The sequence below is a fragment of the Alcaligenes sp. DN25 genome (assembly GCF_023674485.1).
GTDB lineage: Bacteria > Pseudomonadota > Gammaproteobacteria > Burkholderiales > Burkholderiaceae_B > Alcaligenes > Alcaligenes phenolicus.
Window position 1 is genome coordinate 2,659,754 of sequence record NZ_CP098408.1, and the last position, 25,189, is coordinate 2,684,942.

22 protein-coding genes and 1 tRNA gene are annotated in these 25,189 nt (G+C 56.0%); 9 read left to right on the top strand and 14 right to left on the bottom strand.

The genetic code is table 11. The features are described from left to right. The first annotated feature begins 95 nt into the window (after positions 1 to 95). Complete coding sequence (locus NBV64_RS12405) at positions 96 to 722, top strand: FMN-dependent NADH-azoreductase (RefSeq protein ID WP_026483011.1); 627 nt, start codon at positions 96 to 98, stop codon at positions 720 to 722. A 295-nt stretch (positions 723 to 1,017) separates the two neighbouring features. Here NBV64_RS12405 and ribA read toward each other — a convergent pair whose 3' ends face one another. Then, complete coding sequence (ribA, locus tag NBV64_RS12410; RefSeq protein ID WP_009456248.1) at positions 1,018 to 1,689, bottom strand: GTP cyclohydrolase II; 672 nt, start codon at positions 1,687 to 1,689, stop codon at positions 1,018 to 1,020. 311 nt (positions 1,690 to 2,000) lie between these two features. On the opposite strand from ribA, the gene NBV64_RS12415 reads away from it, so the two are divergent. Further along, positions 2,001 to 2,513, top strand: coding sequence for a hypothetical protein (locus NBV64_RS12415; RefSeq protein ID WP_039941590.1), 513 nt, complete (start codon positions 2,001 to 2,003; stop codon positions 2,511 to 2,513). A gap of 81 nt (positions 2,514 to 2,594) precedes the next feature. Then, positions 2,595 to 3,293 (top strand): cytochrome b/b6 domain-containing protein, encoded by a 699-nt coding sequence (locus tag NBV64_RS12420; protein WP_009456245.1) that lies wholly within the window; start codon positions 2,595 to 2,597, stop codon positions 3,291 to 3,293. Positions 3,294 to 3,446: 153 nt separating this feature from the next. Here the strand turns inward: NBV64_RS12420 and NBV64_RS12425 are convergent, their stop codons facing one another. Then, complete coding sequence (locus NBV64_RS12425) at positions 3,447 to 5,093, bottom strand: ABC1 kinase family protein (RefSeq protein ID WP_250755887.1); 1,647 nt, start codon at positions 5,091 to 5,093, stop codon at positions 3,447 to 3,449. Positions 5,094 to 5,358: 265 nt separating this feature from the next. Here NBV64_RS12425 and ypfJ point away from each other — a divergent pair, with 265 nt between their 5' ends. Then, the gene (gene ypfJ / locus NBV64_RS12430; RefSeq protein ID WP_009456235.1) at positions 5,359 to 6,210 is read left to right on the top strand and encodes a KPN_02809 family neutral zinc metallopeptidase; all 852 of its coding nucleotides are present in this window, start codon (positions 5,359 to 5,361) and stop codon (positions 6,208 to 6,210) included. A 75-nt stretch (positions 6,211 to 6,285) separates the two neighbouring features. Further along, positions 6,286 to 6,361: transfer RNA gene (locus tag NBV64_RS12435), tRNA-Lys, on the top strand. 316 nt (positions 6,362 to 6,677) lie between these two features. On the opposite strand, the gene NBV64_RS12440 is transcribed toward NBV64_RS12435, so the two are convergent. From NBV64_RS12440 to NBV64_RS12450, 3 genes are all read right to left on the bottom strand, one after another. Further along, positions 6,678 to 7,982, bottom strand: a complete 1,305-nt coding sequence (locus NBV64_RS12440; protein WP_250755888.1) for an MFS transporter — start codon at positions 7,980 to 7,982, stop codon at positions 6,678 to 6,680. Positions 7,983 to 8,018: 36 nt separating this feature from the next. Further along, entirely contained in the window at positions 8,019 to 8,897 is an 879-nt protein-coding gene (locus NBV64_RS12445) for a TauD/TfdA dioxygenase family protein (protein ID WP_035272619.1), read from the bottom strand. Positions 8,898 to 8,985: 88 nt separating this feature from the next. Further along, positions 8,986 to 9,462: a MarR family winged helix-turn-helix transcriptional regulator gene (locus tag NBV64_RS12450; RefSeq protein WP_009456231.1), complete on the bottom strand. Its 477-nt coding sequence runs from the start codon at positions 9,460 to 9,462 to the stop codon at positions 8,986 to 8,988. 1,468 nt (positions 9,463 to 10,930) lie between these two features. Between NBV64_RS12450 and glnK the strand changes: the two genes are divergently transcribed. Together glnK and NBV64_RS12460 are read left to right on the top strand one after the other, a co-directional pair. Further along, positions 10,931 to 11,269: a P-II family nitrogen regulator gene (gene glnK / locus NBV64_RS12455; protein ID WP_009456229.1), complete on the top strand. Its 339-nt coding sequence runs from the start codon at positions 10,931 to 10,933 to the stop codon at positions 11,267 to 11,269. 14 nt (positions 11,270 to 11,283) lie between these two features. After that, positions 11,284 to 12,525, top strand: coding sequence for an ammonium transporter (locus NBV64_RS12460; protein ID WP_035272617.1), 1,242 nt, complete (start codon positions 11,284 to 11,286; stop codon positions 12,523 to 12,525). Positions 12,526 to 12,645: 120 nt separating this feature from the next. Here NBV64_RS12460 and NBV64_RS12465 read toward each other — a convergent pair whose 3' ends face one another. Then, entirely contained in the window at positions 12,646 to 13,098 is a 453-nt protein-coding gene (locus NBV64_RS12465; protein ID WP_009456228.1) for a c-type cytochrome, read from the bottom strand. A gap of 98 nt (positions 13,099 to 13,196) precedes the next feature. Continuing rightward, positions 13,197 to 14,573 carry an adenylosuccinate lyase gene (gene purB / locus NBV64_RS12470; RefSeq protein ID WP_250755889.1) on the bottom strand — a complete coding sequence of 459 codons (1,377 nt, stop codon included), beginning with the start codon at positions 14,571 to 14,573 and terminating at the stop codon, positions 13,197 to 13,199. A 235-nt stretch (positions 14,574 to 14,808) separates the two neighbouring features. Here purB and NBV64_RS12475 point away from each other — a divergent pair, with 235 nt between their 5' ends. Next, entirely contained in the window at positions 14,809 to 15,420 is a 612-nt protein-coding gene (locus NBV64_RS12475) for a glutathione S-transferase family protein (protein ID WP_009456225.1), read from the top strand. Positions 15,421 to 15,479: 59 nt separating this feature from the next. On the opposite strand, the gene NBV64_RS12480 is transcribed toward NBV64_RS12475, so the two are convergent. Then, positions 15,480 to 16,325, bottom strand: coding sequence for a helix-turn-helix domain-containing protein (locus NBV64_RS12480; RefSeq protein WP_009456223.1), 846 nt, complete (start codon positions 16,323 to 16,325; stop codon positions 15,480 to 15,482). A gap of 83 nt (positions 16,326 to 16,408) precedes the next feature. On the opposite strand from NBV64_RS12480, the gene NBV64_RS12485 reads away from it, so the two are divergent. Continuing rightward, positions 16,409 to 17,503 (top strand): alpha/beta hydrolase, encoded by a 1,095-nt coding sequence (locus tag NBV64_RS12485; protein ID WP_250755890.1) that lies wholly within the window; start codon positions 16,409 to 16,411, stop codon positions 17,501 to 17,503. Here NBV64_RS12485 and NBV64_RS12490 read toward each other — a convergent pair. The 6 genes from NBV64_RS12490 to NBV64_RS12515 all read right to left on the bottom strand — a co-directional run bounded on the left by NBV64_RS12490 (position 17,490) and on the right by NBV64_RS12515 (position 24,976). After that, the gene (locus NBV64_RS12490; RefSeq protein ID WP_009456212.1) at positions 17,490 to 18,302 is read right to left on the bottom strand and encodes a sulfite exporter TauE/SafE family protein; all 813 of its coding nucleotides are present in this window, start codon (positions 18,300 to 18,302) and stop codon (positions 17,490 to 17,492) included. The two genes, NBV64_RS12485 and NBV64_RS12490, sit on opposite strands and share 14 nt — an antisense overlap. Before the next feature lie 9 nt (positions 18,303 to 18,311). Continuing rightward, positions 18,312 to 19,427 carry a tRNA 2-thiouridine(34) synthase MnmA gene (mnmA, locus tag NBV64_RS12495; protein ID WP_009456210.1) on the bottom strand — a complete coding sequence of 372 codons (1,116 nt, stop codon included), beginning with the start codon at positions 19,425 to 19,427 and terminating at the stop codon, positions 18,312 to 18,314. Between the two features lie 201 nt (positions 19,428 to 19,628). Next, positions 19,629 to 21,050 carry an FAD-binding oxidoreductase gene (locus NBV64_RS12500; RefSeq protein WP_250755891.1) on the bottom strand — a complete coding sequence of 474 codons (1,422 nt, stop codon included), beginning with the start codon at positions 21,048 to 21,050 and terminating at the stop codon, positions 19,629 to 19,631. A gap of 26 nt (positions 21,051 to 21,076) precedes the next feature. Continuing rightward, positions 21,077 to 22,171 carry a 3-deoxy-7-phosphoheptulonate synthase AroG gene (gene aroG / locus NBV64_RS12505; RefSeq protein WP_269465265.1) on the bottom strand — a complete coding sequence of 365 codons (1,095 nt, stop codon included), beginning with the start codon at positions 22,169 to 22,171 and terminating at the stop codon, positions 21,077 to 21,079. 485 nt (positions 22,172 to 22,656) lie between these two features. Then, positions 22,657 to 22,887 carry a YbdD/YjiX family protein gene (locus NBV64_RS12510; protein WP_009456207.1) on the bottom strand — a complete coding sequence of 77 codons (231 nt, stop codon included), beginning with the start codon at positions 22,885 to 22,887 and terminating at the stop codon, positions 22,657 to 22,659. 1 nt (position 22,888) lies between these two features. Continuing rightward, the gene (locus NBV64_RS12515; protein WP_250755892.1) at positions 22,889 to 24,976 is read right to left on the bottom strand and encodes a carbon starvation CstA family protein; all 2,088 of its coding nucleotides are present in this window, start codon (positions 24,974 to 24,976) and stop codon (positions 22,889 to 22,891) included. Positions 24,977 to 25,189 lie beyond the last annotated feature (213 nt).

Here is a 25,189-nt window from a genome sequence, read left to right on the forward strand (position 1 = left end):
AGTAGAATAATCTTTCTCAGAAAAACCGGCTTATCAAAGGTATGGGCATCAAACATAATGACACCATTCCTTCATCGCTTTGGACACCAAACATCATGAAACTGCTACACGTAGACTCCAGTATCACCGGCGCCAACTCCGTTTCCCGCGAACTTTCGCAATTTGTGGTTGATCAGCTGCGCCAGCAAAATGAGCAAGTCCAAGTGGAGCATGTAGATCTGGCCCTGAACCCGCCACCTCACTTTTCGGCTGACTCCCTGGGCATGCGCCTGGGTCTGGACCCAGCCACCCTGAGCGAGCGCCAGCGTGCCGAGAACGCCATCACCGAACAATACCTGAGCCAGTTCCTGGCTTCCGATGTGGTGGTGATTGGCGCCCCCTTCTACAACTTCACCATTCCTAGCCAACTGAAAGCCTGGATGGACCGTCTGGCTCAAGCTGGCCGCACTTTCCGCTACACCAGCAATGGCCCAGAAGGTCTGGCTGGCGACAAAACGGTTTACCTGGTTCTGAGCCGTGGTGGCATCTACTCCGAATCGGAGCAAGGCCAGGCCATGGAACATCAGGAAAGCTACCTGCGTGTGATGTTCGGCTTCATGGGTGTAACGGACCTGCGTATTGTGTACGCCGAAGGTCTGGGCAAAACCCCAGAGCTGCGTGATCAGATTGTAGAGAACGCCAAGGCCAGTGTCAGCGCCTTGCTGGAAAAGAGCCCTGCCTAAGACCGGGAAGGCCTGGTTCGACCAGGCCTTGGCTGTTTAGTTCTGCACAAGCAGCCACCCGCCCCTTCAGCTCTCAAGCCTGAGCAAGCAAAGATAAAGCCGGATCCCAATCCCTGTGTGGACATCGGATCCGGCTTTCTCTTTTGCGTTGCCTGCCAGCAGGCAGCACATTCTGATCGCGCTTAATCTCCACCAGAGAAAAACACAAAGGGCCATCAATTGGCCCTTTGTGTTGATACCGCGATAAGCAGGAACGAAATCGGAGCAGAATCAATTTCTGCCCGCGCGCCCCTTTTTATTCGTCTGTTTCCAGCCAGTGGCCCAAGCGCAGACGCTTGGTGTTCAGGTAAGCCTCGTTGAAGGGATTACCTTCAATTTGATGCGGCACACGCTCCACCACATCAATGCCAATTTCTTGCAGGGTTTTTACCTTGCGCGGATTATTGGTCATCAGACGCAGCTTCTGGATACCGACGTGCTCGAGCATATCCTTGCAAATATCATAGCGACGCATATCCGCAGGAAACCCCAGCTTCTCGTTGGCTTCCACCGTATCCGCACCCTGATCTTGCAGGTTGTAGGCACGGATCTTGTTCACCAGACCAATACCCCGCCCTTCCTGGCGTAAATACATCAAGGCACCACGGCCTGCCGTAGCAATACGTTCCAGCGCCAATTGCAGTTGAGGGCCGCAATCGCAGCGCAGGCTGAACAAGGCATCGCCCGTCAGACACTCGGAGTGGACACGGGCCAGGACAGGCTCGCCGTCGGCCACATCCCCCAGGGTCAACAAGACGTGTTCTTTTTGATTGCTGCGCTCTACAAATACATGGATTTGGAATACGGCCCAGGGGGTAGGCAAACGGCTGGAGCTGACGTAGTCCAATAAAGCGCCGGGTTTGGCCTGCTGGGCAGCCAGCGGGGAGTCCGATTCTGATGCCAGTGCGGCATCCGGGATGGATTGCATAATGAGTCTCTGCTGCAACGAAGAAATGCGGCTTGGCCCCATCCGGGGCAACCTAGCAATGATAGCCCAATTCAGTCCATTTCTTTAAGCCTGAGGCAAGATGCTTTTCAGGACTAATTTCGCTTGTCCCCCCTATGACACAGACATGAAACATTCACCTTATGTGCCTATCCTTATAGCGAAAAGTTCTGCGATCCGGTATTCTACGCAACAAGAAAATACATAAAATGTTATGAAACTTACAAATACAGATGATCTATGGCGCTTTGTGTTTTTCACTGAGCCTTGATCATCCTCTTACTCGATTGATCATGCCCGCCACTAAGGTCTTTATTCGTTATGTTGTGATTGGGCTCGGCTTGGCCCTGCAACCGTTTGTCGCCCATAGTGCGGCAAGCCAGACCTGGCCCCAGCCTCCTTCTCAATTAAGTCTGGACAGCCCCTACGGCACCTTGCAAGTGAGCCAGAGCGATTATGTCTATGAAGCACAACTGCAACTGGACTCGCAAATCATCGCGCCCGAACTCAAGGGCTTGATCAATATTCCCTACGCCTTCAGACAATCCAACAACCAGACTGCGTTGATTTCGGTGGACAACGGCCTGGGGGGTTGCTCGATTTATTATCACTGGGTCACAGTGTCCTCCAAGGGCTATACCGTCTCGCCAGCGTTTGGGTCTTGCAGCGCACAAATTCGAGTACGCCACCAGGGTCAAACCCTGATCATGGAAACCCCCAGCCTGGATAATCCCACCCTGATCGACGAGTACCGTTACGACGGTCGCAAGATCAGTTTGCGCAAGCGCAAACCCCGCGCTCAATAAAAGAAGGAACCCGCGGCGGAAAACGGACTCCAAGACAACACTGACTATAATCAGATGTCTTAGTCTCTCCGGATTTTCCCCATGCAAGCCTCCTCGACTCGCCCTTTACTCATCTGGGATCTACCCACCCGCCTGTTCCACTGGCTGCTCGTGATCAGCATCGTGGGCTGTTTTGTGACGATCAAGGTTGGCGGTTTGTGGATGGACTGGCACGTACGCTTTGGCTTGCTGGCCCTGGGGCTGCTGGCATTTCGCCTGGTCTGGGGCCTGATTGGTGGTTACTACTCCCGCTTTAGCCACTTCCTGCCCAATCCTGTACGCAGCCTGCGCTACTTGCGTGACAAGCCCGCGGTTTACCCAGGCCACAACCCCATCGGTGCCTGGTCCGTCTGGATCATGTTGATTGTGTTCGGCTTTCAAGCCGTCTCGGGCCTGTTTGCCAATGACGACATCTTCACGACTGGCCCTTTGGCCTATCTGAGCAGCGACTGGTCCAAAACCCTGACGGGCCTGCACAAAGCCAATGAATGGATCATGCTGGCCATTATTGCCTTGCATATCCTGGCTATTTTCCTGTATCGCGTGTTGCGTGGTCAGAAATTAACCAGCGTCATGGTCAAGGGCAGCATGCCGGTTCCCGCCGATGCCAGCCTGCCTGCCAGCAAAGACAGCTGGAAAACCCGTTTTCTCGCTCTGATCATTGTGGCTCTGATTGCCTGGGGCGTGTACTGGATGACAGGTCTGGCACCCGTAGGCGGTGGCATGGACGACTTTATGTAAGGCCGACTTATCCCCAGAAGCTGTGAATAAACCTGGGGATAATGCGGGGACTGTTTGGGCTGAGCCGCATTTTTACTAGCCGTCTTTTAAACTGGACGGTGACTAGCCGCTTGAGCACTTCCTGCGCAGAAAGCGACGGCCTCAAGATACTTCTTAGCGCCGTCGCCAAAATCCCCACAAAACCAGAACCAGGCCCAGCACGGCGGCTAATAAACCCGCCCAGCTGAAAATAGTCAGGCCCAGCCATGCGGGACCGCGCGTAACCAGCACCGGACCCAAAATCAATACAAAAGCCGCCGTCACAATCGCAATGGCCAGACGGGTGGCTGCCTTTTCCAGCGACGAGGCCAGACGCGGCATGCCCTCGATTTGAATACGCGCCGAGATCTTTCCTTGCCGCACCCTATGCATCAACAGACGCAGCAATTGGGGCGCATCCATGGCCAACTGCCGCGACTCCAGCAAACTGCGTTGCAGGTCCGCATAAACACGACGTGGCGAGTACTGCTTGCGCATCAAGCCCATGATCACGGGCTGCGCGACTTCGACCACATCAAACTGCGGGTCCAGACGCTTCAGCACACCGTCCGCCGTGATAAAAGCCTTGAACAGCAAGGCCAGATCCGGCGGCAGAATTAAATGGTTCTCGCGCGCCAGAGCCATGAAGTCCAGCAAGGCAGCCGAGATGGACAACAGCCCACTGCTTTGTCGGGCTACATAACGCTGGGCACTTTCTTCCAGACGGCTCCAATCAAAGTCCTCTGCCCCGGACCAGTCCAGCAAGGTCGTTGCCACCCCATCTGCCTGTCCATCCACAATCGCCCGTAGCAACACCAGCAATTGCTGGCGGCGACGTTCCGTCAAATGGCCCACCAAGCCGAAATCAATAAAGGCAACCTTATTGCCCGGCAAGGCCATCATATTGCCGGGGTGCGGATCAGCATGAAACAGCCCGTCCTCCAGCACCATATGCAGGAACGCCAAGGCACCTCGGCGGGCCAATAAAGGACGATCCGCCTCAATAGCTTGCAACTGTGCCTCTTGAATGGGCGAGACCCCGGGGACAAACTCCTGCACCATGACCGTCGCGCTGGTCCACTCCATATAGACACGCGGAACCACGATGTCCTTGAAGGGCTGCATGTTCTCGCGCACCGCCAAGGTATTGGCCGCTTCGCGGGTGAAGTCCAGCTCATCGGCAATGGCTTCAGCCAGGGCACGCACGATATCGTAAGGGCGATACTCGGGCAGCAGGCCTTGTTGCTGGACCAGGCGGGCAATCTGTTTCAACAAACGCAAGTCAGCCTGAATCAGTGGCTCCAGACCAGGGCGCTGCACCTTCACCACGACTTCGGTGCCATCCCGCAAACAGGCGCGATACACCTGTGCCATGGAGGCCGAGGCCAGCACCTGGGTGTCAAAGCGCGCAAAGGCTTGCTCAACCGTTTGACCCAAAGCCTGCTCCAGCTCGGGTCTGATCGTTTCCCAAGGCACCGGCGCGGCGTGACCTTGGAGCTTCTCCAGCTCCTGCGTCCACTCCAACGACAGCAAATCATTACGTGTAGCCAGAATCTGACCCAGCTTGATAAAGGTCGGACCCAGCTCTTCCAGCGCACGTCGCAAACGTTCAGGTGCCGAGCGCTCGGGCATTTCGGCCGCCACCGAGGTCTTGTTACCGGGCAGGAGGTCCGACAAGCCCAGGCGATGCATCACATCCCCAATCCCGTATCGAGCTATAACCGCTCCAATGGCACGGACTCGTGCATGGTCGCGCAAGGCCAACAAGGTTCCTCCCAACATACTCGCTCTCCAGTAGGGTACGCTCTGAGAAAAGTAGCATACCGCAGTGTCCCGGTGACTTACTTATCCACTTATCCACATTTTCAGTGGGCAAGCTCGGGGATAGCCTTTGGACAAGTCACATTAAGCCAAGCAATTCAATGACTTGTCATGGTGGGGTAATTAACGCCCCCTACCCGTTTTCCGATGACAAGAATCGAAAATGCCCCTGCTCTATCCACGGAAATCAGAGTACATTGACGTTTTCCAATTCAAGGAGAGCGTGATGCGTCTGGATAAGTCTCGCTCCAGCCGTAATGTCGAGGACCGCCGTGCCAATGGGCCACGATTGAGCGGCGGCAAGATCGGCTTGGGGACAATCGTGCTGGCCCTGGTGGCCATGTACTTTGGGGTGGATCCCAGTGTGGTGCTGAACCTGGCCGACGACCCTACCAGCGCCCCGCAGTCTCAACCCGTTGCAGCCTCGGATGCACAGGGCCAAACCATTGCCAAGATCCTGGGCGAAACCGAGGATGTCTGGCGTGATGTTTTTGCCAAGCAAACCAATGGCAGCTACCGCGATCCCGTGCTGGTGCTGTACCGGGGCGCTACCCCGACCGCCTGCGGGGCGGGTCAATCTGCCATGGGGCCGTTTTACTGTCCTGCCGATCAAAAGCTTTATATAGACTTGGGCTTTTTCACCGAGATGGAGCAAAAGATGGGCGTCAAGGGCGACTTTGCCCCTGCCTATGTGATTGCGCATGAAGTCGGCCACCATGTTCAGAACCAGTTGGGCATGATGCGTCGTGTCGATGAAGCCCGTCGCAGCGGCTCCGCCTCCCAGGCTCGTCAAGCCTCCGTACGCCTGGAGCTTCAGGCTGATTGCTATGCCGGTATTTGGGCAAACCACGCTGACGCGCAACGCCAGATTCTGGAACCAGGCGATATTCGCTCGGCCCTGGATGCCGCTCAAGCCGTAGGCGATGACACCTTGCAAAAGCAATCGCAAGGCTATGTGGTCCCCGATTCCTTTACCCACGGCAGCTCGCAACAACGCATGGCCTGGTTCATGGAAGGCTATAAAACCGGACAGCTGAAAATGTGCGACACCTTCACCCGTCCTGACCCGGTCTCCTGATAAACGTAAAATTATGTAACCGCATCTTGCGCTAGATAATTTCCGTTCTATAATCTTTTTCTTCGCAGGAAACGGGGGTCGTTAGCTCAGTTGGTAGAGCACTGGACTCTTAATCCATTGGTCGACAGTTCGAGTCTGTCACGACCCACCAAATGTCCTGCTGCTTACGGTACACCATGCCGTAACACCGTAAATCAGCCCGCTGCTGCAGCGGGCTTTTTTGCGTCTGAACACTATCCCTGAGAAGCTCAAGGGCCCTGCCAATTTTTGAGTGGCAGGGCTTGGGTGACAATACTACACACGGTCAATAGTCGTGGCACCCCTTCTGTAATTCGGTCATGAAGCGGCCCGCATGAAACCCGTCACACTTGCCATCATCTTTTCCTGAATCTCCATACTGTCCATCCAGGCAAGTGTATAGAAAAACGCGGTAAGCAGTGCCACTCTGCGTTCTTCAACACCCTGCCTTAAACAGAAGCCGAACCACTCACAGAACTTCCTGCCTTTGCCTGAATCTGCGACAGCGTGCGGGAGGGATCCACCAAGACAAAACCCAGCACGGCTCCCAGCAGCAAAAGTACGGCCGTCAAGGCAAAACCCTGGTGAAAACCGGCAAGACCTGGCTCGGCCTGAATCAGTCTTCCCATCACAATCGGTGCAACCAGACCCGCTGTTGTGGACAAGGAATTGGTGATGGCCAATGTAGAACCTCGCTTTTCGATTGGGCTGATTTGCGCTGAGATTGCCGAACAAAGCACAAAACCGACCTGGGGGAAACTCAAGCCCAAGGCGATCAGCACAATCCCCGCTGTTGGACCCGGCTTCAAGTAAGCGGCCGCCAGCAGGCACAAGGCCCCTGCCAACAAGAAACCTACCGTGACCAGACTGCGTGCCACTCGGGACGAATACCCCTGACGCAAGAAGCGGTTGGACAGGTAAGAGCCGCCCGACACAATCGGGATTGCCACGAAAATGCACAAGGAGAACAGCCATCCCGCCGTGTCCGACGAGAAGTTCAGACCGCGTTGCAAATAAGCGGGCAACCAGGTAAAGACCAGCGCAGCACACCAGTACGCTACCCAGTACATCAGCAGGTTGCCGATGAAACTACGATTCAAAAGCACATCACGGTAAGAGCAACGAGACTGCGGCATGTGCTTGCCTGCAGCGGGCGCCGCAGCTGCACTGAGGGGGCCGTCCTTCCCCAACAAGGCCCATACCACCAGCCACATCAGCCCTGCTGCCGCTGTCACCCAAAACACCGAGCGCCAGCCATGACTGATGGTCAAATACCCCACCAGGGGACCGGCCAGCAGCATACCAACCTGCCCACCCTGCATCACAATGGCCGTAGGCCAGGTACGCTCCTGATCCGGAAACCACTTGTAGCACGCGTGCAAGGCCAGGGGGTAGGCAGGGCCTTCCCCCACGCCCAGCAAAATGCGACAAGCCATCAAGGCAATAATCGTGCTGGCTCCCATAGCGATCGGAACCTGGGCTACAGACCAGATAATGACCAGCCCCACCAGCAGCAAACGCGAGGACACCGTATTGGACACAAAACCCACCACAATGCCCGAGATCGCAAACAGGAAGAAAAAGCTGCCTGCAATGGTGCCAAACTGCTGTGGCCCAATGGCCAGCTCCTCCATCAACGGCACGGCGACCAAACCAAATATCGCCTTATCGGCAAAGTTGATCACCATGAACAAAAACAACAAGAACACCACGACGTAGCGCTGTCCTGGGAAATACTTTTTCTGGTTTTCCATGTCTCCCCCCAACTTGTCAAAAGTGCAGCGATACGATTAATAAGGACGGTCACCAATAATGGTGGCTCGGGCCATTTTGCGGGGCAAAGGAAAGTAGTCCTGAACGGCGTAATGCTGGGTGGCCCGGTTGTCCCAAAACGCAATGGTGTGAGGCTGCCATTTCAAGCGCACCTGATACTCCGGGTGACGGGCCTGATCCACCAAATACTGCAGCAGGAAATGAGCGCCGCTTTGCAGCTCGGGCATGCCACGGAAAAAGCCGGTTTCGATGTAATTGGCCAGATGGGTAGTCCAGCTGCTGACATACAAAATCCGCTGGCCAGTTTCTGGATGAGTGCGCACCACAGGGTGAGTCTGCGCTGGAAAACGATCTCGCAACGCAGCTCTGTCTTCCTCGGGGATACGGTCTATGAAACCGGGCAATAAATCGTGTACGGCTTCCAGCTCGTGCAAAATATCTTTGATGTGAGGCGGCAAGTTCTCATAGGCCAGTGCCATATTGCACCAGATCGTATCGCCCCCGGCGGGTGGACATTCAATGCAACGCAGAATGGAACCCATGGAAGGTTCGGCCCGCCAGCTGACATCGCTATGGTAGATATTCTCACGCCCCGGCTGCGTGTTATTGCCCCCCAGCAGCACCAGCTCGGGATAGTCCGGATCGTGTGGAAAAACCGGATGCACTTCCAGCTCACCAAAGCAACGGGCAAATGCAACATGCTGTGCCGCATTCAAAGGCTGGTCGCGAAACACCAGCAATTGATGCTTCAACAACAAGGCGCGCAGCTCCTGTACCTGCGTATCCTCCAGGGCCTGAGTCAAATCGACACCCGCTACCTCGACACCGATAGCGGGCGACATGATTGTGGTTTCCAAGCGGCTGGCTGCGATTGGGCTGTCTACGACCTGCGTCATGATCCTCTCCTGAATATTGTTTCGTTTCAAACGAAACAATATTAGCGTGAGAAATATCCAGTACAACTCGGTGATTACCCTTGAGACTTCAAATATGTGCGTCGCCGCTGAAATCGCTGCCAAAGCGCTGGACCATACGGTTCTCCAGGCGCGTCATCATCTCTTTAAAGGAGCTGAGCTCTTCCTGGCTAAGCACGGACGTCAGCTCCTGCTCCAGACCCAGAGCGATAGGCACAATGCGATCGTGCACTTGCTGGCCCTGCTCGGTCAGACACAGCAGATTGCTGCGCATATCGTTTTCATTATCGCGACGAGCAATTAACTGAGCGGCTGTCAGGCGAGAAACGGCACGGCTGACCTTGGCCTTGTCCATGCTGGTGCGCTCGGTCAAACTGCCCGAGGTCAGGGTGCCATAGCGTCCCAGGGTCGCAATGATGCGCCACTCTGGAATGGACAAACCAAATTGCTGTGCATGCTGACGCGCAAAGGTCACCGCAATATGCGAGGCCAGTATCGTGACTTGATAAGGGAGAAAATTCTCCAGGTCCAGGGTGGTTTTTTCCAACTCGCTTCCCAAGGCGCTAGTCCGCTTTCTGTAAGGAGTTTGATCATAGCATCGCCAGGCAATGGCTTCGCCGATTGGCTGCCCAGCTTCTTTTCGATGCAACAAGAAAAAACAAGAGCGGCCTGCCCTGCAGTCATAGTTGTTTACTTTAGCTGCGCTCTAAATCCGATACGCTGGAAGATCACTTCAGTCAGGAGATGCTCATGCCAATTGCCATTGATCCCACCAAAGCGCCCGACACCACTCCTCCCGGCAAAACGCCCAACCCCGAGCCGGACCCTAAAAAGATTCCTGGCAATGAGCCGCCATCCAAAAAATAGTCAAAGGCCAGAGCTTTTGACGCTGGTATTTGCAGGAATTTGAACACTTGCTCGCCATACGCAGATCGCATGTCATTACATTGAGATGCGGCCTGAAACGGCTGTCACATTTTCTGCAGTACAGTGAATCGTGGTGATATTTATTACAAACCATCACCCTACGCTAATTGGCAAGCCAGTTTGCAAACGCTATTACATCAACCACAAAATTATTTGAGGAGCATTGTATGGCCCAGCTAGACCGAGGCACCATGTGCATCATGTGCCAAACCCTTCCACTATCGCAACCCAACGCTCAACGACATCCTTACCTCAAACCCATCAGACGAGTAGATGACACTGACGAACCAAGCACCGAAAGTCTGTATCACTGCACTGTTTGTCACACCCATTGGCTATACCAACGCGACAAATGGGACGCCTGCCTGGGATTCAAATTATGGCAAGGGGGCCTGCAGGCATTTAACCGGCGGCATGTACCGCTTACCTTCTCCACTCAGAGTACAGACAGCAAAAAAACCAGAAAGCACAAAGGTCCTGAGCTGCTCTCTTGATCCTTGCTAGTCGCAGAACTAGCTCTATCGATACACGGGCAGCGCTGACATGCGGGCTGCCCTGTGGATCCTCCTGGCGCCCTGCCTGCCATTCAGCCACGGCAATTCCAGCACGAACAGGTCTGTTCTGCCTGCTCTGCAGCCGGTCATTTTTCTGAACCGAATGTTGCAAAGTTAAGACTATTAAAAAAAAATGCGCACTTGTTGCGCCGCAACATATATTATTTTTCCATAGTCGTTGTTCCTGCGGTGGTGAGATGAGCGGAGACAGGCGTCACAGAGCGCTGCTGTTATCTCGCTGCCCACCGACTAGGCAAGACCGGGGTCACGTGCCTAGCTAGCTTACTCGCCTTGCCGGAATTGTGTTGCTCTTCAACCTACAACACAGGTCCGCTTGCCTACCACTTGCGTTCGCGCTGTCGCACACCCTGCTGACAGCCGGAGAGTCGCTCAAACCGGCGTTGCCCGGTTGCACACAAGCCATCCACCAGGATTACCCATCCCGGTCGGCCCCCTCTCAACCGTCTCCTACCCCTCTCGGTGTTCCATTGCATCCGCAAGGCCAGCTTGCCTGTGTTTACTTCAGGAACACCTATGAAATTGATTACCGCCATCGTCAAACCCTTCAAGGTTGACGAGATACGCGAGGCCCTTTCCGATCTGGGCATACAGGGGATGACGCTTACCGAGGTCAAGGGATTTGGTCGTCAGAAAGGCCACACCGAGCTTTACCGCGGTGCGGAGTATGCAGTCGACTTCCTGCCCAAGATCCGCATTGAACTGGCTATTCCCGACGAGCAGTTGCAAAGCGTTCTGGAGGCCATTCAAAGCAGTGCCCGCACCGGACGTATTGGTGACGGCAAGATCTTTGTCCAGCCGCTGGACCATGTCATCCGCATCCGCACCGGCGAATGCGATGAGCAAGCCCTGTAATCGGAGACTCCATCATGAACAACGCTGATCTATCGTGGATGCTGGTCTCCACGCTTCTGGTACTGATGATGGCCGCGCCGGGCCTGGCCCTGTTTTACTCGGGGATGGTGCGTCAAAAAAATGCCTTGTCCATGTTGTCCCAGACCTTGCTGGTGTTCAGTCTGGGGGTGGTGCTGTGGTTTATCTATGGCTACTCACTGGCCTTTACCGCTGGCAATCCCTTGATTGGCAGTTTCGACAAGGTCTTGTTCAACGGCATGTTCACCGCTGCTGACCAACAGTTCTCCATGTCGGGCACCTTGCCTGAACTGCTGTTTGCGTCTTTTCAGGCCACCTTTGCCGGCCTGACTTGCGCTCTGGTTGTCGGTAGTCTGGCAGAACGTACCCGCCTGTCCGCCATCCTGGTCTTTACCGTGATCTGGTTCACTTTGGCCTATCTGCCCATTTGCCATATGGTCTGGTTTGCCGATGAACAGAACGGCGGCTTGCTCAACTCCCGTGGCGCGCTGGACTTTGCCGGTGGCACGGTGGTGCATATCAACGCCGGTATTGCCGGTCTGGTCGGTGCCTGGATGATTGGCCCCAGACTGAACTACCGTCGTGAAGCCATGCCACCTCATAACCTGCCCCTGACCTTTATTGGTGCTGCTCTGTTGTGGGTAGGCTGGTTCGGTTTCAACGCAGGCTCGGCTTTGTCGGCCAATGAAAATGCCACGCTGGCATTCTTCAACACCATGCTGGCAGCCGCCATCGGCGTTGTGGCCTGGACTTTGGGTGAATGGATCAGCAAAGGTCATCCTTCCTTGCTGGGTGCCTGCTCGGGTGCGATCGCAGGTTTGGTCGGCATTACCCCGGCGGCCGGTTTTGTGGCTCCTTCCGGCGCACTGGCCATTGGCCTGATTACCTCCCTGGCGTGCTTGTGGGGTGTGAATGTTCTGAAGCGCTGGTTACGCGCCGACGATACGCTGGACGTTTTTGGCATTCACGGTTTGGGCGGGATTGTGGGCGCTTTGCTCACAGGTCTGTTCAACGCACCTGTTCTGGGGGGGCCTGGTACTGCAGCTGGCAACAGTATCTGGATGCAGTTGTGGATTCAGCTCGAAGGCGTGCTGGTTACGCTGGTCTGGTCCGGTGTGGCTGCCTGGATTGCCTTCACCGTTGCCAAACTAGTCTGCGGCGGCTTACGTGTCGATGCTGACCACGAGCGCGAAGGTCTGGATATCCGTACCCACGGTGAAACGGGTTATCAACACTGAGATCCCATCATGATTCGTGCCAATCTTGCCTGCAGGCAAACTGCTCCCTTTACACACAGGCACAGGCCTAAAAGAAAAAGCCCTCTTTCGAGGGCTTTTTTTTATAGGCAAACCAGTTGCTTATTTTTCTTTGCGGTAAGCGTCGTGACAAGTCTTACAGGACTTGCCCACATTACCGAAAGCCACGCGGAAAGCATCAAAGTCGCCCGAATCGGAAGCCACTTTCAGCTTATCGATTGCAGCGGTGAAATCATCGGTAGCTTGCTTGAAACCCTGAGCATCGCTCCAGGCCTCAGCTTTGGTCTCGCCGCCTTCGGTACCAGCGCCAAATGCGCCCCAAGGCAAAGCCGCCAAAACCGTCAGCACTTCTACGTTTTTAGCGATTGCAGCCGCATCATACGGTGCTTCTTTTTTGGCCACGGGAGCCATACGACCAAAGTGCGAGCCAATCAGTGACATGCTGGCTTGACGGTAGTCCACGGCCTGTTCTGGCTTGGCAAACTGGGCGGTAGCAGGCGTGACAAACGCAGCACACAAGGCGGCAGCGGCAGTCAGAAACGCGAATTTTTTCATGTGAACTCCTGTGTGATGAAACATAAAACACTTCATAAAGCACTGGCTCAAGATACCCGGCTGGCTGTGCCCTTGTGCAAGAACACAGCCGTTTGGATTTAGATCGCCTGGGCCAACTTTACTGCCACACCCAGATAGCTGCGTGGAGTTAGCTCAAGCAAATAGGTTTTAGCGTCTGCGGGCAGTTCCAGACCGCCAATAAACTCGCGCAACGCTTCCTGAGTAATACCACGACCACGTGTCAGGGCTTTGAGTTGCTCGTAAGGCTGGGGCAAACCGTAGCGGCGCATCACCGTTTGAACCGGCTCGGCCAGGATTTCCCAGCATGCGTCGATGTCCGCATCGACAGCTGCGGCGTTCAGTTCCAGTTTGCCCAGACCACGCAGGCAGGCGTCGTAAGCCACCACGCTGTAACCCAGAGCCACGCCCAGGTTACGCAGCACGGTCGAGTCGGTCAGGTCACGCTGCCAACGGGAAATAGGCAGCTTTTCGGACAGATGGCGCAGCATGGCGTTGGCCAGGCCCAGGTTGCCTTCCGAGTTTTCAAAGTCAATCGGGTTGACCTTGTGTGGCATGGTGGACGAACCGATCTCGCCTTCTTTGAGGCGCTGCTTGAAGTAACCCAGGGAGATGTAGCCCCAGACGTCACGGTTGAAGTCCAGCAAGATGGTGTTGGCGCGAGCGATGGCGTCAAACAGAGCGGCCATCCAGTCGTGGGGTTCGATCTGAATGGTGTAGACGTTTTGCGTCAGACCCAGACCAGCCAGCACTTTCTGGCTGAAGGCTGGCCAATCAATTTCGGGGTAAGCCGAGAAGTGCGCGTTGTAATTGCCGGTGGCACCATTCATTTTGGCCAGGGGCTGGACCGCAGCAATGGCCGCAATGGCGTTTTGCAGGCGAGCGGCCACGTTGGCAAATTCCTTGCCCATGGTGCTGGGGCTGGCAGGTTGACCGTGGGTGCGCGACAGCAAAGGCTGCTCGGCGTGCAAGCGGGCCTGAGCCTTGATGGCATCGCACACTTCTTGCAGTTGCGGCAAGATTACTTGTTCACGAGCACGCGTCAGCATCAGCGCATGCGAGGTGTTGTTGATGTCTTCAGAGGTGCAGGAAAAATGGATGAACTCAGCCGCAGCGGACAGCTCAGCGTGGTCGGCCACTTTTTCTTTCAACCAGTATTCCACGGCTTTCACGTCGTGGTTGGTGGTGCGCTCGATGGCTTTGATGCGGGCGGCATCGTCTTCCGAGAAGTTCTGCACCAGGCTCTTGAGTACCTCGCGAGCTTCGGCGGAGAAAGTAGGCAGTTCGGGCAGACCCGCGTCGGACAGGCCGATCAACCAGGCCACTTCGACCTCTACGCGATGCCACATAAATGCGGCTTCGGACAACAGGCCACGCAAGGGGGCGGTACGGCTGCCATAACGCCCGTCCAATGGCGACAAGGCATTCAGAGTGCTCAGGATATCGGCTATGTGCATCGTTCTACAGAAAAGAAGGGGGAATAAAGTCAGCCCGCATTCTAACATTGCAGGCTGGCACCCGTATGCCACGCGTTCAGCATGGGGTCAGAATGCGACGGCTGTTCGAGGCTTTGACGAATAAACCACAGTTTTCCAACATTGTTTCCAGCGACAGGTTCAGGCCCGGCCTGCGGGACGTTCGCCCATAGGTTCCTGCTATACTTTTTGAGCCTGCAACTTTTGATAGCTTTTTATGAAACTTCTAGCTTCCCTCACCAGCCCATACGCGCGCAAAGTGCGTGTTGTCATGGCGGAAAAAAAGCTCGACTACGAGCTGATTCTGGAGGATGTGTGGGCCGATGACAGCGATATTCTGAAGCACAATCCACTGGGCAAAGTCCCCTGTCTGATTATGGATGATCAGGCAAATCTGTTTGACTCCCGCGTGATCGTCGAGTATCTGGATACCCTCTCGCCCGTCGGCCGCCTGATTCCCCAAGCCGGACGTGATCGCGCTGCAGTCAAATGCTGGGAAGCCATTGCAGATGGCTTGCTTGATGCCTGCGTTGCCATCGTGGTGGAAAAACGCCGTCCCCAAGAGCTGCGTCTACCCGCCTGGATTGACCGCCAAAACAGCAAGATTACCGCCGCCCTGCAATCCATGAACAACACCTTGGGTGACCAGTCCTTTTGCATGGGCACCAGCTTTAGCCTGGCCGACATTGCCGTAGGCTGCGCACTGGGTTATCTGGATCTGCGCTTTCCTGAACTGGACTGGCGCTCGCAGTACGGCAATCTGCAACGCCTGGATGAAAAACTCCAAGCGCGCCCCTCGTTTGCCAGCACCTTACCGCCTACGCAGTGAGCGTTGCGCCAGCAAGCCAGGGCCCATTCTTTTGAATGGGTTTTTTTATGCCTGCTGGTTCAGGCCTCGCCCAGCAATCGGTACATCCAGAAGGCCTCATCAGACTTCATGCGCTGGGCGAACTGAGCCGGTGAAAAGCCCGAAACCCGTTTGACCTCTCTGCCAAAATGAGACTGGTCGCTATACCCGGCTTGCAACGCCACATCAGACCAGACCGGATTTTCCTGCTGCTGCACCAAGGCAAAAGCACGCTCGGCACGCACATACAGCTGCAGCTCACGCTGGCTCTGCCCGGCCCAACGCTTGAATTGCCTTTGCATCTGACGCAAGCCCGTTCCCGTGCGTGTTGCTGCCATCCTCATCCCCAATGCCGTCAACCAATGATGCAAGGTGGCAGCACCTTCTGTCGCCAGACAGCCATGAGCACAACGATGAATTGCCGCCTCCAGTTGTTCGAATAAAGGGCCTTCTTCTGTGCCAGCTTGCCCAAGTGTCTGACAGCTGGCAGCGGGCAAGACCTGCTCCATGGGCAGTACCTGATCCAGAAAGTCGCTGGCCTCGATACCAAACACACGTTTCAAGGCATCCGGGTACAGTCCAATCGAAATCGCATGGACAGGCCCCGGAGACCAGCTAATAGAAGGTGTGCGCGAAGGCCCGGCAAACAGCATGCCGGGCAGGGGCTCTGACAGTACCGGACTCCCTCCATCCACGGGCGTCTGCACCATGTGCAGCTGGCCATGGAAAACCCAGGACAACACCACCAGGGGCGAAGCCGGATAACAGTTCAGACGTTGCTGCGGCAGCAGATCCAGAGCACGGGTATCACGCTCCACGCCCAGATGGATAATGGACGCCGTTTTTCGGCTGGGGTGATGCAAACGGGCACAAGGCAAAGCAGACATGGGAGGTCGTTTCCGTTCTATCCGGCCCAGGCAAGCCGGGCCACACTGAAAGTCCTTTTATCCTACTTCAGCCCCGCCCTTTTATGCCCAAAACTATCTTGCAAGGTTCCTGGTCTCATCGTTGCCGAAGCGCCCTCACCCTCTGGTCCACCACCATAGACGTACTGGCTCGACGTATCATCGCCAAACCGCTAGTGCCCGGCTGGTCCGTGCCTTTTGAAATCGCCACCCTGTTCTATCGCAAGCAGTTCAACCACGCCTTCCGCTTGCCAACCATAGCTGAAGGCCGCGCCTATTTCGACAGCTTGTACACGATTGCCGAACCGGACTTGCCCGTCCAGATGCAGGCCAGCACGTCCCCAGAACCACGGGGTGACTGGTTCATTCCAGATCGCCCGAACAGCAGCAAAACCATCTTGTACTTTCATGGCGGCGGCTATGCTTTCTACCCAATCGTGTCGCGCCACTTCATTCGTCTGCTGGCCTACAAGCTGCAAATACCCATCTTCGCCGTGGACTACCGCCTGACCCCGGAGCACCCTCACCCGGCCCAACAGGAAGATGCGCTAGACGCCTACCGCTATCTGCTTGGACGTGGAATCCCCGCCCAGGATATTGTCCTGGCAGGCGACTCGGCAGGCGGACACCTGGTGCTGATGAGCTTGGTCAGCCTGCGTCAAGCGGGACTGCCCCAACCTTCTCTGGCCTTGGCACTAAGCCCCTGGACGGATATAGGACGACGCGGCGCCAGCCAGTTTGGTCATGATCGCTACGATATGGTGCAGGGCTATCAAACGCTGCAATACGGTCAATGGCTAAAGGGCAACGGCCCCTGGAGTGATGATCGGCTCTCGCCCATTGCACAGGATCTGCGCCATCTGGCCCCCATCTACATTCAGGCAGGCGGCAAGGAAATTCTGGTCGACATGATCCGGGATTTTGCCCGAGAGGCGCACAAGCAGGGGGCCAATATACGGCTGGATGTCTGGCCGGATATGACGCACGAATTTCATGCTTACGGCAGCACACTGCCGCAAAGCGAGCAGGCAATGACTGCGCTACGGACAGCAATTCACTGGACAGCTGGGGGAGTTTTTGAGCCGGCAGAAGAAACCGAGCTGAATGGGCTGGACTGTGCGTATGGCAAAGTCCAGCCAGAAAACATCAAGCCTGTGTGATGGCCTGCGTAATCATGTAGATCGCCAGCACAGTCAACATGCCAGCAAAGATGCGCTTGAGCGTCACCTGATCGATCTTGTGGGCCAGACTGGCCCCCAGGGGGGCGGTACAAATACTGGTGGCCGAAACAATCAACAAGGCCGGCCAGTAGATAAAACCAATCATGCCGGGGTGGCTGCCAAAGGTGGCCTGCCCGGACCAGATATAACCCACGCTATTGGCCAGAGCAATGAAAAAGCCCAAGGCGGCCGAGGTAGCGACGGCCTGCCGCACAGGCACATTGCCGCGCAGCATGAAGGGGACAGACAAGAAGGCCCCACCCGCCCCCAGCAGACCGGACACGAAACCGATCAAGGCTCCCATGGCAGCAATCCAGAATGGGGCTGGCAAAGAGCGGCCTTGCACCGGGGCCGACTTGCGTGCCATTTTGGAGGCCGAATACAGGACGAACACACCGAACACAATCGCCAGCGCCGTGCTGTTGATCATGGCAAAAATCGCGCCGCCCGACAGCAGCCCGCCCAGGATCAGGCCGGGCACCATGACCTTGACCACATCCCAGCGAATGGCACCATGTTTATGGTGCGCCCTCACGCTGGACAAGGAGGTGAACAGAATCGTGGCCATGGCCGTGGCGATGGAAGCATGCACGGCCAACTCTTGCGGCACACCAAACAGCGGTAGCAGGAAGGTCAGGAACGGCACCAGAATCATGCCTCCGCCAATCCCCAGCAGCCCGGCGGCCAAACCAATACCGGCACCCAGCACCAGCAAACTGATGACAAGAATGGGATCCATGCCCGCCTCTTATTGAATAATGCCGCCGCCCAGGCAGCGGTCACCGTCGTACAAGACCACGGATTGGCCCGGCGTTACGGCCCATTGGGGCTGATCAAAATGAAGAGACAGGCTGTCGCCTTCGGCAGCCAGGATCGTGCAGGCCGCATCGGCCTGGCGATAACGGGTCTTGGCATGAATCGGGCCCAGCGCTGGCGGATGGCCCGCTACCCAACTGGTCTGCTCGGCCTTCAATTCAGACTGCAACAGCCAGGGGTGATCGTGCCCTTGCACCACATACAGCGTGTTCGTGGCCAGATCCTTGCGGGCGGCATACCAGGCGTCGGCGGTACCGTCTTCGCGCTGCTTGCCCTTGACACCACCAATGCCCAAACCCTTGCGCTGACCATAGGTGTGGAAAGCCAGACCCACGTGCTGACCCAATACCTGCCCTTCCGGTGTTTTGATAGGACCGGGTTGAGTGGGCAGATAGCGATTCAGGAACTCGCGGAAAGGACGCTCACCAATAAAGCAAATGCCGGTCGAGTCTTTTTTAGCCGCATTGGGCAGCTTCAGTTCCTCGGCAATACGGCGTACTTCCTGCTTGTTGATCTCGCCCAAAGGGAACAAGGTGCGTGACAGCTGCGCCTGGTTCAGGCGGTGCAGAAAATAACTTTGATCCTTGGAAGCATCCAGACCTTTCAACAATTGATAGTCGGTGCCGCCCCCGGCCATAGGCACGCCACGCACACGGGCGTAATGGCCGGTGGCAATCCAGTCGGCGCCCAAGGTCATGGCGTGATCCAGAAAGGCCTTGAACTTGATTTCCGCATTGCACAGAACGTCGGGATTCGGGGTGCGACCTGCCGAATATTCCCGCAAGAACTCCGCAAACACGCGGTCCTTATATTCCGCAGCGAAGTTGACCGCCTCGATCTCGACCCCGACCAGATCGGCCACGCTGGCTGCGTCCAGCCAATCCTGGCGCGAAGAGCAAAATTCGGAGTCATCGTCGTCTTCCCAGTTCTTCATGAACAGGCCCACGACTTCATAGCCTTGCTCTTTAAGCAGCCAGGCCGAGACAGAGGAGTCCACGCCGCCGGACATTCCGATAACGACGCGACCTTTTTTGGTGGAAATAGTCATTGCAGTGATGATGAGAGGTGCCGCATTGGCTGGGCTTTGCGCCCAGTGCGCACCTGACTAACTAAAAAAGGCATTGTACGCCTGCCCTGACACATGTACAGGCAGGCACCGCCCGTACCTGGGGTTTCTGGAAAACTGTGCTGCCCAAGACACAAAAGCCCAGACGACATGGTCTGGGCTTTCAAGGCGACTACCGCAGAATCAGTCCAGAGGACGCGGGGGCAACATCTTGCCGGGATTCATGATGTTGTGAGGATCCAGCGCCTGCTTGATGCTGCTCATTACATCCAGTGCATCCTGACCGTGCTCGGCCAGCATGAACTCCATCTTGTGCAAGCCCACACCGTGTTCGCCAGTGCAGGTGCCCTGCATGGCAATGGCACGCTCTACCAGACGATGGTTCAAGCGCTCGGACTCGTCCCACTCTTCCTGACTATCGGCGTCCAGCAGCATCAGAACGTGGAAGTTGCCATCGCCCACGTGACCCACGATGGTGTACGGGAACGGAGCCTGATCCATATCGGCCGCGGTTTGCGCCACACACTCTGCCAAGGCGGAGATAGGCACACAAACGTCCGTGGTGCTGGAGCGGCAGCCAGGACGCAGTTGCAAACCGGCAAAGTAGGCATTGTGTCGAGCCGTCCACAAGCGGGAACGATCCTCGGCCTTATCGGCCCACTCAAAGTCCATGCCGCCGTTATCACGAGTGATTTCCTGGACAACCTGGGCCTGCTCCTGCACACCGCTGGGGCTGCCGTGGAATTCAAACAGCAGCAAGGGCGATTCTTTCAGCGTCAGCTTGCTGTAGGCATTGGTGGCACGTACGGCGGCCGTATCCATGAATTCGACACGCGCAATCGGGATACCCATTTGAATGACCTCGATCACGCTTTGCACGGCAGAGCGCAGATCGGGGAAATTACAGATAGCCGCCGAAATGGCTTCGGGCTGCGGGTACAGACGCACCGTCACTTCGGTAATGATGCCCAGCGTGCCTTCGCTACCGATGAACAAGCGGGTCAGGTCGTAACCGGCGGAGGATTTCTTGGCACGGTTAGCCGTATCAATAATGCGGCCATCTGCCGTCACAACCTTCAAAGTCAGGACGTTTTCGCGCATGGTGCCGTAACGCACGGCATTGGTACCCGACGCACGCGTTGCGGTCATCCCGCCCAGGCTGGCATCCGCACCGGGGTCGATGGGGAAAAACAAGCCCGTATCACGGATGTGCTCGTTCAAGGCCATGCGCGTGACGCCCGCTTGCACCGTGGCGGTGAAGTCCTCGGCGTTGATTGCGACAATTTCGTCCATACCGGACAAGTCCAGGCTGACGCCACCTTGAATCGCCAGAAAATGCCCTTCCAGCGAGGAACCAGCCCCGTAAGGAATCAGGGGCACATGGTGTTCATGACAATGACGTGCCACCCAGGCCACTTCTTCTGTGCTGCGAGCAAAAACAACCACATCAGGCAGCATGGGTGGATACGGCGATTCATCCCGTCCATGGTGTTCACGCACAGCGTGAGAAAGCGAGCAACGCTCTTGGAACTGAGCCTGCAAGGCTTCTACAAAACCTTCAGGTAAAGGGCGCCGCGCTAGGTCGGCATGACCGGGAGCATTCATGAGCATTCCAAAAAGGCAAAACCCTATTATGAGTGGCTAAGTGCCCCCTCTTCAAGAGCGACTCGTGCCTGACGACGCTGACGCACCGCTTCAGCCAGTTTTTCCAGAACCACCACCGTGTCATCCCAATCGATGCAACCGTCGGTAATGCTTTGGCCGTAGGTCAAAGGCTTGCCTTCCACCACGTCCTGACGGCCGCCTACCAGATGGCTTTCGATCATCACGCCGCAGATACGCATATCGCCGCCCGAGATCTGACCAGCCACATCGGCCAGCACTTCGGGCTGACGGCGGTAGTCTTTATTACTGTTGGCGTGGCTGGCATCGACCATCACACGCGGCACCATGCCGGCCTTGATCATGGCCTGGCTGGTTGCCTCAACGTTTTCAGCGTCGTAGTTCGGCGTCTTGCCACCGCGCAAAATCACGTGGCAATCGTTATTGCCCACGGTGGACACAATGGCGGAGTGACCACCCTTGGTGACCGACAGGAAATGGTGCGGCTGGGAAGCGGCCTTGATCGCGTCCAGAGCAATACGGATATTGCCATCCGTGCCATTCTTAAAGCCGACGGGACAGGACAATCCGGAGGACAGTTCGCGGTGAACCTGGCTCTCTGTCGTGCGAGCACCAATGGCGCCCCAGGAAACCAGATCAGCAATGTACTGGGGAGTAATCATGTCCAGGAACTCGCAGCCAGCGGGCAAATCCAGCTGGTTGACGGCCAGCAGCAATTCACGCGCCGTACGCAAACCCTGATTGATGTTGAAGCTGCCATCCATGAAGGGATCGTTGATCAGCCCTTTCCAGCCCACGGTGGTACGTGGCTTTTCGAAGTACACGCGCATCACAATTTCCAGCTCGGGGGCAAAGCGCTTGCGCTCGACCGTCAGGCGACGCGCGTAGTCCATAGCGGCTTCGGTATCGTGGATTGAACAAGGGCCGACCACGACCACCAGACGATCATCGCGTTCGTGAAGGATCTTGTGAATGCTGCGGCGGGCCTTGTGAACCGTCGTCGATACAGCAGAGGTACACGGGAACTCGCGCATCACATGGGATGGGGGAGACAGCTCCTTAATTTCACGAATCCGTAAATCATCAGTATTGTGCGACACGATTGAACTCCAGTTGGTTTGCCAGGTCCGGGGGCAAACGAAAAAAAAGCCGCCCGGTCTATGCTGGCGGCTTATTTCAGGATTTAGGTCTTACTTGTGTTTGGTGCAACCCGTCCTTTCCTCCACCAGCGGCATCGGAAAAGCATAAAAATAAAAGAAGAAAACGGGGGTTGCGAAAGTCATGGGAAAAATCCTAACACAGTTCCTGACGCGCCGCCAACAAAACCAGCAAGATTCATCCACAAAAACGCAGAACAACAAAATATTTATACCAAAAGGACACTAAAAAACGCCACCAAACGAAATCATTGTTTCGTTTTGAATTTTTTATTGGCCCTTTTGTTTCGTGTTATCGCGAAAAACCACGATAAATCGTTTAGATGCCTTGTTTGTCTTATTTTTACATCTACATACAAACCTGATGGCACACTGCCAGGCACAAATGCAAAAGGGCCAGAACACTGGGTTCTGGCCCTTAGCCGCCTAATTTAGCAGCAGGCTATACGCCCTTTGCCACCATACCGGGCTTGCTGTCTCTCCCGGAAAAACTCGGCGTACTCCATCGGTTTCTGATCCGGGTGGTTCACCCGCATATGATTCAGATAGGTTTCGTAATCAGGCACGCCCACCATCAGACGCAAGGTTGTGGCCAGATAACGCCCGGTGCCCCGCCCTGCCTGGGCACTGCGCGAAATGGCTCCTGTCAATAATCCTTTCATATCAAGCTCCTGCTGCCGCTTGAGCCGGCAATGGCTCGTACGGAGTCTCGGCAGAATGCGGCTCCGTGCTGCGACGTGCTTTCAGCACGCAACGGATGCCAAAGAACACCATGCTCAAGACCACAAAGATGAACAGACCGCACAAGGTGGAGTTCACGTAATCGTTGAAAATCACCTGTTGCATCTGCTCCAGAGATTTGGCCGGCGCCATGACAGTTTGTTCCGCCAACCCTTCTTGATAAACCTTGGCGTGGGCCAAAAAGCCGATCTTGGGGTCGGGGTGGAACATTTTCTGAAAGCCTGCCACCAGCGTGCAAATCAGCAGCCAGATAGTGGGAACCACGGTCACCCATGCGTAGCGGTCTTTCTTCATCTTGAAGAGCACCACCGTACCCAGTACCAATGCCACCGCTGCCAGCATCTGGTTGGCAATACCGAACAAAGGCCACAAGGTGTTGATACCACCCAGTGGATCGACCACACCCTGATACAGGAAGTAGCCCCACGCCGCCACGCACAAGGATGTGGCAATCAAGTTGGCGACTAGCGACTCCGTACGCCGCAAGCCCGGCACAAAAGTACCCATCAAGTCTTGCAGCATGAAGCGACCTGCACGCGTACCGGCATCTACCGCCGTCAGAATGAACAGGGCCTCAAACAAAATGGCGAAGTGATACCAGAAGCTCATCATCGCCGGCCCGCCGATGACGTTATGCAAGATGAAGGCCATGCCCACCGCCAGGGTAGGAGCACCACCGGCACGGGAAATAATACTGTTTTCACCCACGTCGCTGGCCATTTGGGTCAGATCAGCGGGAGTAATCAGGAAGCCCCAACTGGACACCACTTGCGCGGCCTGCTCAGGCGTGGTGCCAATCAAAGCTGCTGGGCTGTTCATGGCGTAGTAAATGCCAGGCTCGATCACGCAAGCCGCAACCAGGGCCATGATGGCCACAAAGGACTCCATCAACATACCGCCATAGCCGATATAGCGCGCCTGGGTTTCGTTTTCGATCATCTTGGGCGTGGTGCCCGAGGAAATCAAAGCGTGGAAACCGGACACGGCACCACAAGCAATGGTAATGAACAGGAAGGGGAACAAGCTCCCGGACCAGACCGGACCTGTGCCATCAATAAACTTGGTGGTCGCTGGCATTTTCAGCTCGGGCGCCACAATCACAATCCCGATGGCCAGACCCACAATCGTGCCAATTTTCAGGAAGGTGGACAGATAGTCACGTGGAGCCAGCAGCAGCCACACGGGCAGCACAGCAGCAATAAAGCCGTAAATAATCAGTGCCCAGGTCAGCTCTTCGCCATTCAGGGTGAAGAACGGGCCCCAGGTCGGGTGCGCCGCTACGTCCTGACCATACACAATCGCGGCCAGCAGAAAGATCAGTCCGATCACCGAGACTTCGCCAATACGGCCCGGCCTCAGGAAACGCAGATAAATCCCCATGAAGATAGCCAGCGGAATCGTCGCTGCTACCGTGAAGGTGCCCCATGGCGAATTGATCAGGGCCTTGACCACAATCAGCGCCAGCACAGCCAGAATGATGACCATGATCATGAAAGCGCCAAACAAGGCGATCACACCGGGCACCGTGCCCAGTTCAGACTTGATCAGATCCCCCAGCGAACGCCCGTCGCGGCGCATGGAGATGAACAGCACCGTGAAGTCCTGCACCGCCCCCGCAAACACCACACCGGCCAGAATCCAGAGCATGCCGGGCAGGTAGCCCATTTGCGCCGCCAGCACTGGCCCGACCAAGGGGCCAGCCCCTGCAATGGCGGCAAAATGGTGCCCAAAAAGCACGTGTTTATTAGTCGGTACGTAGTCCAGACCATCGTTATGACGCCACGCTGGCGTCATGCGGGTCGCGTCCAGCTCAAAAACCTTGCGAGCAATGAAACGGCTGTAATAACGATAGGCAATTAAATAGACGCAGACTGCGGCGACTACGATCCATAGAGCATTGATGCTCTCCCCTCGGCTTAGTGCCACCGTTCCCAGGGCAAAGGCCCCCAGCACTGCAACCAGCACCCAAATCAGATGCTGTTTTATAAAACCGCCCTCTTCTCTGCTCATAGAGCCTCCACGATTTTGCATTAAGTAAGTCTGTCACCAACTTTTTCTTCTGGCCGCACTTCTGATCTGAAGAAGTCGCCAGCTGCCAGCACAAGAGACGCAATACCGAGTGTGGCAGGCGTTCTTGCAGGGTCTGCACAGTCGTTTGGTACCGTGCATTTCCCGAACCAGCAGGGTTTGAAAGAGCGCCAAAGCGCACTTTCCAAAAGGGTG